The sequence below is a fragment of the Variovorax sp. VaC1 genome, from assembly GCF_043658315.1.
Taxonomy (GTDB): domain Bacteria; phylum Pseudomonadota; class Gammaproteobacteria; order Burkholderiales; family Burkholderiaceae_C; genus Variovorax.
On record NZ_JBIGLT010000003.1, the window covers coordinates 80194 to 95698 of the forward strand.

General features: G+C 64.8%; 16 protein-coding genes and 1 tRNA gene. 10 read left to right on the top strand and 7 right to left on the bottom strand.

Annotation, left to right across the window (positions count from 1 at the left end):
* Nucleotides 1-119: 119 nt before the first annotated feature.
* Nucleotides 120-500 (bottom strand): hypothetical protein, encoded by a 381-nt coding sequence (locus ACGLHS_RS12510; protein ID WP_394480040.1) that lies wholly within the window; start codon nucleotides 498-500, stop codon nucleotides 120-122.
* Nucleotides 500-988, bottom strand: coding sequence for a hypothetical protein (locus tag ACGLHS_RS12515; RefSeq protein WP_394480042.1), 489 nt, complete (start codon nucleotides 986-988; stop codon nucleotides 500-502). Before ACGLHS_RS12515 ends, ACGLHS_RS12510 begins: the two co-directional genes overlap by 1 nt.
* Before the next feature lie 94 nt (nucleotides 989-1082).
* Here ACGLHS_RS12515 and ACGLHS_RS12520 point away from each other — a divergent pair, with 94 nt between their 5' ends.
* Nucleotides 1083-1268 carry a YadA C-terminal domain-containing protein gene (locus ACGLHS_RS12520; protein ID WP_394480044.1) on the top strand — a complete coding sequence of 62 codons (186 nt, stop codon included), beginning with the start codon at nucleotides 1083-1085 and terminating at the stop codon, nucleotides 1266-1268.
* 63 nt (nucleotides 1269-1331) lie between these two features.
* Here ACGLHS_RS12520 and ACGLHS_RS12525 read toward each other — a convergent pair whose 3' ends face one another.
* Nucleotides 1332-1985, bottom strand: coding sequence for a glutaredoxin domain-containing protein (locus tag ACGLHS_RS12525; RefSeq protein ID WP_394480046.1), 654 nt, complete (start codon nucleotides 1983-1985; stop codon nucleotides 1332-1334).
* Between ACGLHS_RS12525 and ACGLHS_RS12530 the strand changes: the two genes are divergently transcribed.
* Complete coding sequence (locus tag ACGLHS_RS12530) at nucleotides 1984-2442, top strand: MerR family DNA-binding protein (protein WP_394480048.1); 459 nt, start codon at nucleotides 1984-1986, stop codon at nucleotides 2440-2442. The genes ACGLHS_RS12525 and ACGLHS_RS12530 overlap by 2 nt on opposite strands.
* A 5-nt stretch (nucleotides 2443-2447) precedes the next feature.
* Here the strand turns inward: ACGLHS_RS12530 and ACGLHS_RS12535 are convergent, their stop codons facing one another.
* The 4 genes from ACGLHS_RS12535 to ACGLHS_RS12550 form a co-directional block, all read right to left on the bottom strand.
* The gene (locus tag ACGLHS_RS12535; RefSeq protein ID WP_394480050.1) at nucleotides 2448-2981 is read right to left on the bottom strand and encodes an SGNH/GDSL hydrolase family protein; all 534 of its coding nucleotides are present in this window, start codon (nucleotides 2979-2981) and stop codon (nucleotides 2448-2450) included.
* 89 nt (nucleotides 2982-3070) lie between these two features.
* Complete coding sequence (locus ACGLHS_RS12540) at nucleotides 3071-3598, bottom strand: nucleoside 2-deoxyribosyltransferase (RefSeq protein ID WP_394480052.1); 528 nt, start codon at nucleotides 3596-3598, stop codon at nucleotides 3071-3073.
* 107 nt (nucleotides 3599-3705) lie between these two features.
* Nucleotides 3706-4122, bottom strand: a complete 417-nt coding sequence (locus ACGLHS_RS12545) for a hypothetical protein (RefSeq protein ID WP_394480054.1) — start codon at nucleotides 4120-4122, stop codon at nucleotides 3706-3708.
* Between the two features lie 414 nt (nucleotides 4123-4536).
* A complete protein-coding gene (locus tag ACGLHS_RS12550) occupies nucleotides 4537-4752 on the bottom strand; it encodes a hypothetical protein (RefSeq protein WP_394480056.1) in 216 nt (71 codons plus the stop codon).
* A 354-nt stretch (nucleotides 4753-5106) separates the two neighbouring features.
* Between ACGLHS_RS12550 and ACGLHS_RS12555 the strand changes: the two genes are divergently transcribed.
* The 8 genes from ACGLHS_RS12555 (at nucleotide 5107) to ACGLHS_RS12590 (ending at nucleotide 15495) form a co-directional block, all read left to right on the top strand.
* Nucleotides 5107-6906: an FAD-dependent oxidoreductase gene (locus ACGLHS_RS12555; protein ID WP_394480058.1), complete on the top strand. Its 1800-nt coding sequence runs from the start codon at nucleotides 5107-5109 to the stop codon at nucleotides 6904-6906.
* Nucleotides 6903-8789 carry a 2-oxoacid:acceptor oxidoreductase subunit alpha gene (locus ACGLHS_RS12560; RefSeq protein ID WP_394480060.1) on the top strand — a complete coding sequence of 629 codons (1887 nt, stop codon included), beginning with the start codon at nucleotides 6903-6905 and terminating at the stop codon, nucleotides 8787-8789. The genes ACGLHS_RS12555 and ACGLHS_RS12560 overlap by 4 nt, the downstream gene beginning before the upstream one ends.
* Nucleotides 8786-9841 (top strand): 2-oxoacid:ferredoxin oxidoreductase subunit beta, encoded by a 1056-nt coding sequence (locus ACGLHS_RS12565; protein WP_093246869.1) that lies wholly within the window; start codon nucleotides 8786-8788, stop codon nucleotides 9839-9841. Before ACGLHS_RS12560 ends, ACGLHS_RS12565 begins: the two co-directional genes overlap by 4 nt.
* A 44-nt stretch (nucleotides 9842-9885) precedes the next feature.
* On the top strand, nucleotides 9886-10323 hold the full coding sequence (locus ACGLHS_RS12570; protein ID WP_394480062.1) for a CBS domain-containing protein: 438 nt from the start codon (nucleotides 9886-9888) through the stop codon (nucleotides 10321-10323).
* 157 nt (nucleotides 10324-10480) lie between these two features.
* Nucleotides 10481-12109: a phospholipase D family protein gene (locus ACGLHS_RS12575; RefSeq protein WP_394480064.1), complete on the top strand. Its 1629-nt coding sequence runs from the start codon at nucleotides 10481-10483 to the stop codon at nucleotides 12107-12109.
* Between the two features lie 114 nt (nucleotides 12110-12223).
* Nucleotides 12224-12297: transfer RNA gene (locus ACGLHS_RS12580), tRNA-Gly, on the top strand.
* 512 nt (nucleotides 12298-12809) lie between these two features.
* Nucleotides 12810-13463, top strand: a complete 654-nt coding sequence (locus ACGLHS_RS12585; RefSeq protein WP_394480066.1) for a hypothetical protein — start codon at nucleotides 12810-12812, stop codon at nucleotides 13461-13463.
* 226 nt (nucleotides 13464-13689) lie between these two features.
* A complete protein-coding gene (locus ACGLHS_RS12590) occupies nucleotides 13690-15495 on the top strand; it encodes a hybrid sensor histidine kinase/response regulator (protein WP_394480068.1) in 1806 nt (601 codons plus the stop codon).
* Nucleotides 15496-15505: the final 10 nt, after the last annotated feature.

The window sequence follows — 15505 nt, forward strand, 5'->3', positions numbered from 1 at the left end:
TGCGGCCGGCAAACTAGGGGGAGGCCTGGCAAACGCGAGCGTTCAAGCCGCGTTTCTACGGGCACTGGATTGCGTCTTCGGGCTTTCCAACGCGCAGGTTCATGGTGTCCATCTGTTGCCTAGCCATCGACGAAGATCTCGCCAAATCCCTGGAAGACCCAGCGATCACCGCTGCGTGCATAGACAGCCGTGAATTCGTTGTTGATGCGACGAGACCAGAAGTGGAGGCCGAGCCGCCCGCGAAACAGGATGATCTGCGCCAGATCGGCATTGATCTCGCCCAGCCCAATGACCATCTCGTCAATCAGCGGTAGCAGAGCCTCCAGCGTTGGCATGAACTCGCGTTCAAGCACTTGCTGATTGGAGGCATACACCTGGACCGTGACCTCGTCCGGTGTCCCGCAGTACAGGTCGCTGTCGAACTGCACGCGACCTTCGGAGTCACGACGGTCATCCGCTTGATGAAAACCTTGACGTCGAAGCTCGGCGAGGTAGTCCATCAGTTGTCGCAGAGTTTCTCTAGGAAGTAGTCGGCGAGAACATCGTCATAGTGCTCGCTCGACCGAGATGGATTCGCTGCGACGTAGTCAACAAATCCCTGTGCAATCTGCATGAACTTCCTTTTGCGCAGGCAGGTGGCGTCGGGGAACATCGCGCGCGCAGCTTCAAGCCGCTCCCGTTCACTTCGCTTGTCACGTTGGGGGCGCTGTTCGACGGCTGCATAGAGTAATCCTCTTCGGGTTCCCTTGAGCCAACCCGCCATGAACGCGGAGACGGTTGTGACGCATTCCTGATGCTGGCTCGAACTGCCCGTGCCCTTCAGCAACTGGGAGCAGGTGTTGGCCACATATCCCGCTTGCATCACCTGCGGGACTTGTGCCGATGAGAGGCAACTTGTTGAGGCGACAAGAGCTGCGCCGACGATGCGGGTGATGGCCAGGCGTTTTCCGGCCACCCACCCTGGAACCTTCTGATACTGCAGATCCATTCTCTCGTTCCTCAAATAGTTACGCGCGAGCATATCGAAAGAGACGAATTCGACGTCGCAAGCATCACGGCAAGGAAGCCCATGTTCGAGCTTTTTGAGTGTTCGCGACATTCACGCCTATGCGGGGTACTCGGCAGTGGCGATCGGCGGTAGTGCGCGTGTCAATGACCGTGTGGTTGTCGGGTTCGGCCTTGGCACGTCTTCAGGCAGCAAGGTGCTGGTGAATGGCGGGGTGGGTACTCCCGGTGAATATGCCGATGCGCGTGCTTATCGGAAGTGATCGGCTCGGCAGCAAGTAGAGGCACGCGTCCTTCGCGTGAAGTGCGTCGTGGGCAGAGCCCGACTACTTTCGCGATTTGAAGAACGCGTCGTAGGCATCAGCGGTGAAGCCGGTCACGCCTTGCCCGTTCACGTACAGCTGCGGCACGCCGTTGTTGCCTCCCAGTTGGGCGTAGGCCAGTTTGCCTTCGGCGGTGTCTATGTCGATGCCGCGATAGCCGATGTTCCGGGCTGCCAGATAAGCCTTGGCCTGCCTGCAGTAACCGCACCAGTTGGCAAAGAAAAGCACCGTGTCGCGCGGTGGTGGTGCGGATGCGCGGGCGTCCGCCGACTTGCGCAGCTGTTCGACATACGCAAGGGTCTCTACGGACAGGGGGCTGCCCGGCAGGTTCTTGAATGTCAACGTCTTCGAGATTTGTGCCTGAGGTTGCGGGCGGTCGCTGTAGATCGTTCGTCCGTCGGGGCCCGTCGACTTGTAGAGCGTCGTTGTCGTCGCGGTGGGGCCTTCGGCAGCGGATGCGGCGCTTGCAAGAAGAAGCACGAGCACAAGCATGGGATGGAGCCGCATCTGGAACACCTGAAGTGAAGGGCGGCGCGAAGAATAGCACCGGGTCGCAAGGCTGCGTTTGGCTTGGGAGCGTTCGCGCGGCGCCCCTTGACTTTCGCATCGTGTGAAGGCCGAGAGTTCGGCTTTCTTTAACTGGAAGGAGATCTCCATGGACAATCCCATTGCACTTGCCGCCGCACAGCGCTTGACCCTTTCCGAAGTCGTTGCGCGCTCCGGAGCGTCTGCGCAACTGCTGCACGATTGCGAGTCTCTCGGGTTGCTTGGCGGCATGACGTACGTCGATGCGAGCGGCCGCCGATATGACACGCGCGCCGTATCGGCATTGCGTTTCGCGCGGAGGGCGCATGACCTGGGTTTTGAAACCCAGGAAGTCGTCGAGCTGTTCTCCCTGTGGAAAGACGGCCATCGCGCGAGCTTCGACGTGAAGCGCGTCGCGCTCGCACGGGCAGACGACCTTGCTCTGCGGATCGAGGAGCTCGGGCGAATGAAGCGACTGCTGGAGCGCCTGGCCAATTGCTGTGAAGGAGACCAGCGCCCGGAGTGCCCCATCCTGGATGAGTTGGCCGATCTCAGGGGTTTCGCCGGTTGTGAAGCACGCGGTCGGTGACCCGTCTATGCCTGAGAGAGTGCCTCCACGAGACGGGCCACGAGGCGGTCGGCCATGGCCGCGTCGGGGTGTATCAGGTCGTCGGAGGAGTAGGCGACACCGTTCCATCCGGCGTGCGTGCACTTCAACTCTGTGGCCAGTTGCCCGATGTCGTCGTTCGCCCGGATCCAGCTGTAGGCACAGGGCAGCTCGCGGTGCGTGATGCCAGTGAACACCACGCGCCGGCCTTCGGTGATCGCGCGCGTTGCCATGCGTCGCAGGTACGGCAACGGATCGCGGCCCGCTGAAAGGTCGTTCGTGCCGTGCTGAAGCACGACGGTCTGCATGGTGCGAAGGTCGTAGGCGAAGCGGCGCCACGCATTGGCGGCCGAGTCGCCGGACTGCGACAGGTCATTGACCGCGACGCCCACAGCCTGCAGGCGCGGCGCGATGCCATTCGCCATGATGCTGTCGCCATACAGGGCCACGCCCGGCACGAGAAAACCATTCGGCGTGGCCGGGGGCATCAACAAGGCACGGATCAGGTCGGGAAGACTCAAGAGGCGCTCCAGTGTCATCGCTTCGCATCACGGACGCGATCGCCAAGCTGTTGCTGTAGCTCGGCAAGGCTCGAAAGACGAGCCATGCATTAGCCGGCATCCGAAGGTGCAAGCAGCACGCCGGCCAACGCCCGCAGCGCTTCTTCCGCAGAACCAGCAAAGGTGACGGCGCAAGACAGCATCAGGTTCAGCGGAAGGCCGAAGTCCTCGACCGCCATTCCCGCCGCATCGCGAAGTACCTTCGCCGCGTCCCGGTGCGCCGGGATGCCCGCGGCGTAGCTGGTTTGATCGACGCCGTAGGCCACCACCGGCAGGCCCAGCGCGACGGCCACGCCGACCTCGAACACCGTCCCCGAGTCGGGCTCGGCGCCGCGGAACGGAACCAGATTGGCGATGACGCCCTGCGCCTCGCTCAGCAGCCCCATGTTCACGTTGTAGATCGCACGGGCCAGCGCAGGCCCTTCGAGGCCGGCCGCGGCCGCGCCGTCATCGGAAGGAATGAGCGCACGCATGCCGAGCGCTTCGCATGCGTGGGCGAGCGCCTTCATGTGCTGCGCGGCATCCGGTCGAAACACATCCGGGCCGGCGAGGTAGACGCGCGGGCGGGTGGTGGTCATGGCTTGCAGTATGCAGCGCCGATTGCCGGCAAAAAAGCGCTGTCATTGCGAGGGGCTTGATCACCCGCGGCATGGAGGAACTGGCGATGCAAGCTGCGCCGGATGCGCTAGGCCGGCTTGACCTCGAAATACGCTTCGTCCACATCGCCGAGGTCGCGAAAGCCCGCGGTCCGCGCCGCGTCGTAGGCCTTGGCCCAGCGCTTGGCCTGTGCGATCTCGGCTTTCGACAGGTCGCTTTCGCCCGACTCACTGGCGTTCTGGAAGGCGCGCATGACCTGCAGCACATCGCCGGCCAGCTGCCGATCCAGTTCGCGCCGGAAGCGCTCCACGGCCGTCTTGACGACATTGGCGTCGGGATACGGACAGTCGGCAAGGCGCACGGTGTAGGCGACACCGGGCGCCGGTTCGTCGTCGTCATCTTCGAACCGGAAGGGAACGTCGTCGTCTTCGGGTTCTGTCCAGGAAATGATCGGGGCCTGCTTCGGCTCGATCGTTGGAGGGCTGAAAAGTTGAGCTTGATTCATCGAGGTCTCGCTTTCAGGGCCTGGCAGTCAGCGCTGCAAAGGGCGGGTCAATGCAGGCAGCCACGAGAGGCGGCGCTTCACGGTTCTCTTTGGCATGGTGGCTCCTTGAAAATACTGTTTAAATATACAGCTTTCTGTTGAATTGAACCACTCGGAAATGCTTTTGCAGGCGCAGCAGATGACGGGCCGCAAGGCTTGCAGCCGTCATACCTCGAGGCGCAACAGGAGCGAACCTTGCTGCCAGGAGCAGCAAATCCACCGAGCTCGATACTCGAATCGGTGCCGGAACTCACTCGCTGGCTGTCGCGTCGTTGCGCGGCAACCCAACGGCCTGTCTGGCCGAAGAAGTCGTCCGTGCAAAGAAGGCGCTCCGGTTTTCGTGCCCCTTGGCACCCGGGCGCCGAAGCGCGTCGGTTATTCCGGTGCAGCGGCTACCTGTGCTGCCTGCGAGGGCGCCTGTTGCTGTTCTTGCAACGCGCCGGCCGAATTGGTGGGTTCGGGTTCGCTCCGGTTCCTGCGTGCGATGCCTTTGACGAGGTGGCGAGGCACGTGATGTGTCTTGATGAACTGCGCCAGCACCTCGCTGCGTGCGGGTTCGCATGCCGGTAGAAACATGTGCAATACGCTCATGGTGTCGTCCCGTAAACGCCAGGAAGGAATGCGGCCGGGGCCCGTGTGGCAGGGCGAAGGCCTGCGGATGAAGGCGGCCTCTGGCGTGGTGGCCGCGAAGCATTATGGGCGCCTGGATTTCTCCATGCACGTGCAGCCACGTACAACCACCCCGGCGCAGGTGGCTTCGGCGCCGTAGCGCTTCATTCGGACAGGTGCACCGGCCGGCCCGCAGTCGGGCATCGGCATCAGGCGAAGACTTTCGTTGTTGCGGGATTTCACCGAGGCTTGCTGATCGCTGGTGCGGCGCATACTCGCGCCAAGCCACATGTCGGGCTCCTCCGGGGTCCCGGGCGGTCGTCCAGGAGACACGCATTGCAGCGAACCAACATTGCAAATCCGGCCTACTTCCACAAGGTCGTCGATTGCCAGTACGCCTGCCCGGCGCACACCCCCGTCCCCGAGTACATCCGCATGATCGCGCAGCGCCGCTACAGCGACGCCTACATGATCAACTGGGCCTCCAACGTTTTCCCCGGCATCCTCGGTCGCACCTGCGACCGGCCTTGCGAGCCGGCCTGTCGGCGCGGGCGCGTGGAGGAAAGCAACGCGAAAGACCCTGAGCCGGTGGCGATCTGCCGGCTCAAGCGCGTGGCCGCCGACATGAAGGACGACGTGCACGCGCGCATGCCGACGCTGGCGCCGAAGAACGGCAAGCGCATCGCCTGCATCGGCGCGGGGCCGGCCTCGCTCACCGTCGCGCGCGACCTTGCGCCGCTGGGCTACGAGGTGACGGTGTTCGACGGCGAAGCCAAGGCCGGCGGCTTCATCCGCACGCAGATCCCGCGCTTTCGCCTGCCGGAGTCGGTGATCGATGAAGAGACCGGCTACGTGCTGGACCTGGGCGTGGAGTTCCGCGGCGGCGAGCGCATCGATTCGATGAAGGCGCTGATGGCGCATGGATGGGACGCGATCTTCGTCGGCTGCGGTGCGCCGCGTGGGCGCGACCTCGACGTGCCCGGCCGCCAGGAAGCGGCGGCCAGCATCCACATCGGCATCGACTGGCTCAACTCCGTTTCGTTCGGCCACGTCAGCAGCATCGGCAAGCGCGTGATCGTGCTGGGCGGCGGCAACACGGCGATGGACTGCTGCCGCTCGGCCCGCCGGCTGGGCGGCACCGACGTGAAGGTGATCGTGCGCAGCGGCTTCGACGAAATGAAGGCCTCGCCCTGGGAGAAGGAAGATGCCCAGCACGAGGGCATTCCGATCATCAACTTCCACGTGCCCAAGGCCTTCGTGCATGAAGAGGGCAAGTTGAAGGGCATGCTGTTCGAGGTCGTGCGCGCCGAATACGACGACAAGGGCCACCGCACGCTGGTGCCCACGGGCGAGCCCGACGCCTTCTTCGAGTGCGACGAAGTGCTGGTCGCGGTGGGCCAGGAAAACGCCTTCCCGTGGATCGAGCGCGACTGCGGCATCGCCTTCGACAAGTGGGGCTTGCCGACACTCGACAAGGACACCTTCCAGTCGACGGTGCCGCGCGTGTTCTTCGGTGGCGATGCGGCCTTCGGTCCCAAGAACATCATCACCGCCGTGGCCCATGGCCACGAGGCGGCCGTGTCGATCGACAAGCTGCTGCGCGCCGAGCCGATCTACGTTCGCCCGGCGCCCATGACCAATCTGGTGTCGCAGAAGATGGGCATCCACGAGTGGAGCTACGACAACGACACATCGAACGACCTGCGCTACAAGGTGCCGTGGGCCAAGGCCGAGACGGCGCTGGCCAGCATCCGTGTCGAGGTGGAGCTGGGCTTCGACGCCGCCACCGCATTCAAGGAGGCCGAGCGCTGCCTGAACTGCGATGTGCAGACCGTCTTTACCGAGACCGCCTGCATCGAATGCGATGCCTGCGTGGACATCTGCCCGATGGACTGCATCAGCTTCGTCGACAACGCCGAAGAGGCCGAGCTGCGGCCCAGGCTCAAGGCGCCGGCGTTGAACCTTGCGCAAGACCTATACGTGTCGGGCGGACTCAAGACGGGCCGCGTGATGGTCAAGGACGAAGACGTCTGCCTGCACTGCGGCCTGTGCGCCGAGCGCTGTCCCACGGGTGCGTGGGACATGCAGAAGTTCTTGCTGAAGATGACGCAGGCGGGGCAGGAGGTCGCGCAATGAGCGCCGTGCTTCCGCCCGAAGGCGCGAGCGTCGGGGCCGTTCCGCAGATCGAGGCGATCAACGACTTCGTCATCAAGTTCGCGAACGTCAATGGCTCGGGCTCGGCCTCGGCCAACGAGCTGTTCGCCAAGGCCATCCTGCGCATGGGCGTGCCGGTGAGCCCGCGCAACATCTTCCCCAGCAACATCCAGGGCTTGCCGACCTGGTACGAGGTGCGCGTGACCGAGCAGGGCCACCTGGGCCGGCGCGGCGGCACCGACATGATGGTGGCGATGAACCCGCAGACCTGGGACGCCGACCTGGCCGAACTGGAGCCCGGCGGCTATCTCTTCTACGACAGCACGCGGCCGCTGCCGCCGTCGAAATTCCGCACCGACATCCGCGTGATCGGCATGCCGCTGACCGAGATCTGCAACGCGGTCTATCAAGACCCGCGCCAGCGTCAGCTGTTCAAGAACATCGTCTACGTGGGCGCGCTGGCCATCCTGCTGGGGATCGAGCCCGAGGTGGTCGAGAGGCTGTTCGGTGAGCAGTACAAGGGCAAAGAGAAACTGCTCGCCTCCAACGTGCAGGCGCTGCACCTGGGCTGCGACTTCGCACGCGAGAACCTGCGCGAACCGCTGGGGCTTCGGGTGCGACGCGCCGATCGGGTGGGCAACCGCATCTTCGTGGATGGCAACAGCGCGGCGGCGCTGGGTTGCGTGTACGGCGGTGCCACCGTTGCGGCCTGGTACCCGATCACGCCGTCTTCTTCGGTGGCCGAGGCCTTCCAGAAGTACTGCACCAAATTCCGCGTCGACCCGGCCACCGGCCAGCACCGTTTTGCCATCGTGCAGGCGGAAGACGAACTGGCCTCGATCGGCATGGTGGTGGGGGCCGGATGGAACGGCGCCCGGGCCTTCACGCCGACCTCGGGGCCGGGCATTTCGCTGATGACCGAGTTCATCGGGCTGGCCTACTTTGCCGAGATCCCCATCACGCTCATCAACGTGCAGCGCGGTGGCCCGTCCACCGGCATGCCGACGCGCACGCAGCAGGCCGACATCCTGTCGTGCGCCTATGCATCGCACGGTGACACCAAGCACGTGCTGCTGTTTCCCGAAGATCCGCATGAGTGCTTTGCGCACGCGGCAGCAGCGCTGGACCTGGCCGACCGGCTGCAGACGCCGGTGTTCCTGATGACCGACCTGGACATCGGCATGAACCAGCGCCTGTGCGAGCCCTTCGCCTGGGACGACAGCGTGGCCTACGACCGCGGCAAGGTGATGAGCGCCGAAGAGCTGGAGGCGGGCCGCGATTTTGGCCGCTACAAGGACGTGGATGGCGACGGTATTCCCTGGCGCACGCTGCCCGGCACGCACCCGACCAAGGGCAGCTACTTCACCCGCGGCACGACACGCGATGCCTACGCCCGTTATTCGGAGCGCGGGGTGGACTACATCTACAATGTGGAGCGGCTGCTGAAGAAGTTCGCGACCGCGGCCACGATCGTGCCGCAGCCGGTGCTCCGGCCGGCGGCGCAGAAGTCCGAGTTGGGCGTGATCTATTTCGGCTCGACCAGCCCGTCGATGCATGAGGCGCTGGAGGCACTGGAAGAACGCGGCATCCATCTCGACGCGATGCGGTTGCGCGCGTTTCCCTTCCCCGAGAGCGTGGTGGAGTTTTTGGCGCAGCACACGCAGGTGTTCGTGGTCGAGCAGAACCGCGATGCGCAGATGCGCAGCCTGCTGGTCAACGAACTCGAGATCGACCCGGCCCGATTGATCCGGGTTCTGCATTTCGACGGCACGCCCATCACTGCGCGCTTCATCGTTGAGGCGATCAGCACGCACGTGCGGCAGATGCAGGCACCCCGCGCCACCGATACGAAGGAGTCCGCATGACCTACCTTGCCAAGCCCCGGTTGCGCCACCCGACGCTGGCGACCAACAAGGTCGGCTACACGCGGCGCGACTACGAGGGAAAGATATCGACGCTGTGCGCCGGCTGCGGCCACGATTCGATCTCCGCCGCCATCATCGAAGCCTGCTGGGAGCTGGACATCGAGCCGCATCGCGTGGCCAAGCTCTCGGGCATCGGCTGCAGCTCGAAGACGCCGGACTACTTTCTGGGTGCGTCGCACGGCTTCAACACCGTGCACGGCCGCATGCCCAGCGTGCTGACCGGCGCCAACCTGGCCAACCGCGATCTGCTGTACCTGGGCGTGTCGGGCGACGGCGATTCGGCGTCCATCGGTCTGGGCCAGTTCGCCCACGCCATGCGGCGCGGCGTGCGCATGGCCTACATCGTGGAAAACAACGGCGTCTATGGCCTGACCAAGGGCCAGTTCTCGGCCACGGCCGACCAGGGCTCCAAGAGCAAGAAGGGCGTCGTCAACACCGACAGCCCGGTCGACCTCGTGGCCATGGCGCTGCAACTGGGCGCCAGCTACGTGGGGCGCGGCTTCTCGGGCAACAAGGCGCAGCTGGTGCCGTTGATCAAGGGGGCGATCAGCCATGGCGGCGCGGCGTTCATCGACGTCATCAGCCCTTGCGTCGCCTTCAACAACCATCCCGGCAGCACCAAGAGCTACGACTACGTGCGCGAGCACAACGAGGCAGTGAGCCGCATCGACTTCATCAGCGGGCGTGAAGAGATCACCGTCGACATGGGCGCGGGCGAAGTGGTCGACGTGCGCCAGCACGACGGCACGCTGTTGCGCCTGCGCAGCCTGCACCCCGACTACGACCCGAGCGACCGCTATGCCGCCATGGCCTACATGCAGCGGCATCACGAGATGGGCGAGGTGGTGACGGGCCTGCTCTACGTCGATCCGCTGGCCACCGATTTGCACACGGCGCTCAACACCAGCGACCGGCCGCTCAATTCGCTGGGGCCGGACCAGCTCTGCCCCGGTGCCCAGGCACTGGAGCGGCTCAACAACTCCTTGCGCTGAGCCAAGGCCAGGCGCACCATAACGTCTCCTTCGGAGGGCGCATCATGGCCGAGCGCACTGTTTTTCAGTCCATCTCGCGCAAGCACGCGGTCAGCCTGGGCCCGCAGGCCAGCGTGCGCGATGCCGCCTGCGTGATGACGCGCGCCAACTGCGGCAGCGTGCTCGTCATGGAACTGCCCGACACGCTTCTGGGCATCCTGACCGAGCGCGACCTCATGACCCGCGTGCTGGCCCGGGGGCTCGATCCCGATCGCACGGCGGTGCGCGAGGTCATGACGCCCAACCCGATCTGTGTGCCGCCGGAGACGCTGGTGTCCGATGCCGTGGTGCTGATGCTCGAGCGAGGTTTTCGCCATTTGCCGCTGGTGGCCGGAACGAAGATCCTCGGCGTTTTCTCGGTGCGCGATGCGCTGCCGCGAGAGATCGGAACAGCCGTCAGCCTGACCGAATTCCGCGAGCAGGTGAACGACGCACTGGGCTAGATCGGCCAGGAGGGCGGTGCCCGTCCACTGCGAAACCGATGCCGAAATGCGAAGAGGCATGCGGGCCAGGTAAACGCACGGGCCACATTGCCCGAACCGGAGCGATCTGCTTCATGATCCGGCTGTCCGAATCCACGGAAGGTCAGGGATGAAAAAGATGCTTCGGAACCTCCTCGCACCCATCTGCCGCCCGGTGCTCGCACTGGGCTTCGCTCTCTTGCTGGCGGCCTGCTCGAGCTTGCCACCACAGGTTCCCAGTGCACCCACGTCGGCCATTCCCGACTATGCGCAGACACCCCTTGCCACGATCACGCAGAAGGTATTGCCCACGGACGGCCGCTCGGGGTTCCAGCTTCAGCCCTACGGCCCCAATTCGTTTGCGACGCGCATCGAACTCACCCGGCTCGCAGCGCGCAGCCTCGACGTGCAGTACTACCTGCTGCAAGGCGACAACACCGGCCGAACCTTGATGCGCGCACTGCGGGACGCCGCCACGCGCGGCGTTCGCGTTCGTCTGCTGGTCGATGATTTGTACACGGCTGGCGAAGACGATCTGCTGCTGGGGCTTGCCAGCTATCCGAACGTGGAAGTGCGCCTGTTCAATCCGTTCCCGGGCGGCCGCGGCAGCGAGATCACCCGCTTCATCAGCTCGGGCCTGGAATTTCGCCGCGTGAACCGGCGCATGCACAACAAGCTCTTCGTCGCGGACAACGTGGCTGCCGTGGCCGGTGGCCGCAACATGGCCGACGAATACGTGATGAACGCCCAGGGCGCCAACTTCATCGACATGGACACCTTCGTGGCCGGGCCCGTGGTGCGCGACCTGTCCAGCGAGTTCGATCACTACTGGAACAGCGAGGTCGTGTTTCCCCTGCAGCGCATCGCACACACCGGGCTGAGCCGCGCGCAACTGCAGAACAACTTCGAGCAGCAGACCGCCAACGCGAAGCCGCCCGAGGCGAGCGAGATACCGGCCGACGGCAGGCCGCTGCATCCCGGTGAAGGCGAGCCGACTTCGGTCGCGCCCGACCTCGTGCCCATGCTCAACCTGCCGTTCGAGCTGGCCAACCATCGACTGAGCCCGCTGCTGTGGGCCAAGGCGCGCGTCCTGTTCGATCCGCTGACGAAGACGGAAGGGCTGAACGAGAAGGAAAACTCGATCAAGGGCACCGTGACCGAAGGCGTCATCCAGTGGCTCAGGACGGCGGACAAGGACATCAAGATGGTGTCGCCTTACTTCGTGCCGAGCGAAGGTTCGGTCAACAGCCTGGTGGGCGCGCGCAAGGCCGGCATCAGCATCGAGCTGGTGACCAATTCGCTGGCCTCGACCGACGAGCCGTGGGTTTACGTGGGCTACTGGGCCCACATCAAGGAACTGCTCAAGGCCGACGTGAAGATCTTCGAGATCAGCCCCTCGCTGAGCGTGAAGCGCCACAAGCTCGGCATCTTCGGCCACCGGACCGGCGCGCTGCACATGAAGAACGCGATCCTCGACCGCAAGGAGGTTTTTCTCGGCTCGATGAACCTCGATCCGCGCTCGGCGGTGCTCAACACCGAGCTGGGCCTGATCATCGAGAGCGAAGAAATGGCGCGGCAGCTCGAAAGCTTTGCGGACGCCGGCAGCTCCTACACGCTGCGCCTGAGCGCCAACGGGCAGAACGTCGAGTGGGTGGAGCTTGGCGACGACGGCAAGCAGACGGTGTACGACGTACCGCCCGAAACCAGCGCCTGGCAGCGCTGGCGGCTGCGCTTGTTGGCGCCGTTCATTCCGGTGCAGGAGCTGTAGGGCAGAGGGGGCTGCTTCGGGTGGCCCTGGCGATCCGAAAATTCCGCGCCGTTCTTCCTCTGTAGAATCCGGCGCTTGGGTCGACGACTCGCCGGGATCAGCGAGTCGGACAATGCGGGTGTAGTTCAATGGTAGAACGGCAGCTTCCCAAGCTTCATACGAGGGTTCGATTCCCTTCACCCGCTCCAGCATCCCACCGATGACCTGAACCTGCCGCAAGTGCGGTCGGCATCGATCCCCCAAAGTACTCGCAGCATCAACGATGCGCCAGGCCACGCCGGCGGCGGCCGATGCCTTCACGGGACACCAGCATCACATGCATTGCGACCAAGGCCGGGAGCCAACGGCTTGCAGCCTGCAGCGGGGAAAACCCAGGCCAAGGCGCGCCCGCCGGCCCCCGGGATTTCACAATTTTCTGAGATGATTAATTCCGGGAGACATATCCCAAGGAAGGCTTGCCGCGCTGCTCGGCAAGCTCAAACAAGAAAATCGAGGAGTTCACATGCTGATTGATCGCGGAGGGCCGTCGGCCCTCCTGGCTTGTCTTGTGCTGTCCATTTCTGCCTGCGGTGGTGGTGGGGGAGGTGGCGGAGGTGGAGGTTTCCCGGTCGCCGGTCTCGGTCCGGGCGCAGGGGTTCCCACCTCTACGGGCGGACCGAATCCATCGGACCTCTCCTCAGCGGGAGACGATGCGATTGCCGTGACGTTCGACGGTTCGTTGGACGGCTTCTTCATCGCAAGCAGCAACTACCCACAGCCCACACCGGTGCTGATCAAGGCAAAGCTCAGTCGTGACCCGGTCGGCACCGTGTATCCGGTCATCGTCGATTCGCAGCAGGTCCTGAGCACCCAATGGGGAGGCTTCACGGTCACGAAGGGCCCGGACGGCGCCTATTCCGGATACCTGACGCCCAAAGCGGGGATGGCGCCGGGCGTCTACAGCGGCAAGCTGCAGCTCAGGCTGTGCAAGGACCCGGCCTGTGCGGCCGAGTACAAGCTCACCGGTGGTGAATTTCCGTACAAGCTGGAGTACGCGGCCGACGTCACCCTGACGGCCAAGATGAACGGCACCCCAGTCAAGGACATCCGGGGCATGACGAGCGTGAGTTCAGGCAAGACGATGCAGTTCGTTGCGCTGGATGGCGCGGTGGTGCAGGTGGAGTCCAACATTCCCGTCACCTGGACCGTGACGTCGTCGGGTACGACCAAGTCGCTCGCCGTCGCGACGCAGACCGACAAGCTTGTGAGCGGCACGGTGATGACCGGTTCCATGAGCGGCTCCATCGAAGTGAAAGCCCAGCCTGTCGATACGCGCTACAAGTACATCGCGACGGTGTCGCTCTTGCCGCAGTAAGCAGATGGGGCGCGTCGAGCGGGCATGGGCCCCGACGCCTTCATTTGCCTCCCGCGCCCCGTGCGTCCGGGCGTGTGACCGAAAGCCCGCTTCATGCGGGCTTTTTGCTGCCTGCGGTGTGATTCAGCGAACCGAACATCTCGCAGCCATGCGGCAGGCAGCGCGCTGATTGGCCTGCACACGACGCCCAACCGCACCCCGTACCCCCAAGAACCCTGGACCTCGCATGACCAACCTTTCCCGGACCATCGACAGCCAACGCGTCTTCGAGGTGCAGATCTCCGTGCTGCTGCGCAGCTTCCCGTTCGCGTTGGGTGGCTCGGTGGTGTCGGCGTGCGTGGTGGCCTACGTGATGCTCGCCGTGGTCCCGAGGACGCAGGTCACGGTCTGGCTGTCGGCCACGGTGTTCGTGGCGGCCTGCAGGTTTGTCGCCATGCTGTACTTCTACCGGGTGCGCCATCGCCCCGGCGCGGGCGAGCGGTGGCTGCGGCAGATGGTGGCCGGCAACGTCGCGTCGGGCGTGTTGTGGGGGCTGCCGTTTGCCTACTGGACCTTCTTCGTCCCGCTCGAATACCAGCTGTTCTTCATCGTGGTCCTGTTCGGCCTGGGCACGGGCGCCATCTATTCCAACTACATGGTGTTGTCGGCGGTCTATGCGTTCCTGGTGCCGACCTTCGCGCCGACGTTCATCGCGCTTGCGACCCAGCCGTCGGCGGTCAATCTCGCGCTGGTCGCGAGCGGCGTCGCCTACCTGGTCGCGACGGTCGCTTTCATCCACCGCATGAACCGGACGCACCTGAACGCATTGCAGCTGAGCTATGAAAACCTGGCGCTGCTGCAGCAGGTACGGCGCGAGAAGGAAGCCGCCGAGCGCAGCGACCTCGAGAAGTCGCGCTTTCTGGCGGCGGCGAGCCACGACCTGCGGCAGCCGGTTCATGCGATGAGCCTGTTCCTGGGCTTGCTCACGAACGAGCGGCTGTCGGAGCACGGGCGCTATCTGGTCGAGAACATCACCAAGGCGAGCGCCGCCATGGGGCATCTGTTCGATGCCTTGCTCAACATCTCGCGGCTGGATGCGGGGGTGATCCATCCGAGGCTTCAGAACTTTCCGCTCGACCGGCTGCTCGACCAGATCCGCACCGAGTACACACCGCAGGCCCAGCAGAAGGGGCTGGCGCTGAAGGTGCGCCACAGCAAGGCGTGGGTCTACTCCGACCCGATGCTGCTGGAGCGCATCCTGCGCAACCTGGTCAGCAACGCGATCGCCCACACGCCCAGCGGGCGCGTGCTGATCGGTTGCCGCATGCGTGGCGGCTGCGTCCGCATCGAGGTCTGGGACACGGGGCCGGGCATTCCGCCGCACGAGCACGAGCGCATCTTCTGGGAGTTCCACCAGCTGCAGAACCCCGAGCGCGACCGCAGCAAGGGGCTCGGCCTGGGCCTGGCCATCGTCCGCCGGACGGCCGCGCTGCTGGGGCACGCGCTGGCGATGCGCTCGACTGAGGGGCGCGGCACGGCGTTCCTGTTGAGCGTCGAGTCGAAGCGGGCGTCGGCGGTGGAGGCGCCCGTGGCGGCAGGGGCTCTCGGCGCGACGGCGGGGGAGATGCCGCTGCTCGATACCAGGCCGGCCAAGGGCCAGTTGATCCTGGTGGTCGACGACGACGCGCAGAACCGCGAAGGGCTGCAGCTGCTGTTCGAAAGCTGGGGGCACCGCGTGGTCGCGGCGCCGGGTGTGTCGGAGCTGGTGGCGCTGATCGCGGACGTGCCCGGCAAGCCCAACCTGATCGTGAGCGACTATCGCCTGCGGGAGCACGAGACCGGCATCGAAGCCATCGACCGGGTGCACGAGGAATACAACGACGACACCATTCCCGCGCTGCTGGTCAGCGGCGACACCGACCCGGCGCGCCTGATCGAAGCCGCGGCCCGCTCGATTCCGGTGCTGCACAAGCCGGTCGAGGTCGAGGCATTGCGAAGCTGGGTCGAGAAGCTGCTCGTTGGAGGTGCGGCGCCCGGGAACAACCAGCCCTGAGCTGCCCCGA